Below are 413 nucleotides of genomic sequence, written 5' to 3'. Positions count from 1 at the left end.
CGTGATGAGGGCGCGGGCGTGTCGGTTGACGTCGGGGCCAACAGGCCGAGGGTGCTGCCCTGACGAGGCGCGTCGCGGCGGCGGCGGAGGGGGTAGTGCTTCAATCAGAAGCCAGTCCGGCCAATGCGCGGGCGGGACATCGTGCTCGACGACGTAGCCCGGCGACGGCGGGATGATCGCGTAACCGCCGTCGCCGCGCACGTCGATACCAGCGGCGATGCGAGACTCGCTATTGCGAACACCGGGCGCATGTAGGAACACCAGATGCAAGCCCCTGGACTGCGTGCGGTGCAGGCGCGTCTCGGGGAGGCGGTGCATGTTGGCCGCATACCAGACGTCCCCGCCGTGGCGCGGGTCCACGTCGAGCACGTCAAGCCCTGACGCCTCGCCGGTCGGCATCCCGATCAGCGCGG

1 protein-coding gene is annotated in these 413 nt (G+C 70.2%); it reads right to left on the bottom strand.

Annotated features, from left to right (window positions below; all coding sequences use genetic code 11):
- Positions 1 to 413, bottom strand: a 413-nt coding sequence (locus B8460_RS09095) for a bifunctional DNA primase/polymerase (protein ID WP_148360475.1), incomplete at both ends; no start/stop codon positions are given.

The sequence above is a fragment of the Acidisphaera rubrifaciens HS-AP3 genome (genome assembly GCF_000964365.1).
Classification (GTDB): Bacteria; Pseudomonadota; Alphaproteobacteria; order Acetobacterales; family Acetobacteraceae; genus Acidisphaera; species Acidisphaera rubrifaciens.
The sequence above is the reverse complement of the archived record's forward strand: the minus strand, read 5'-3'. Positions and strand labels throughout refer to the sequence as shown.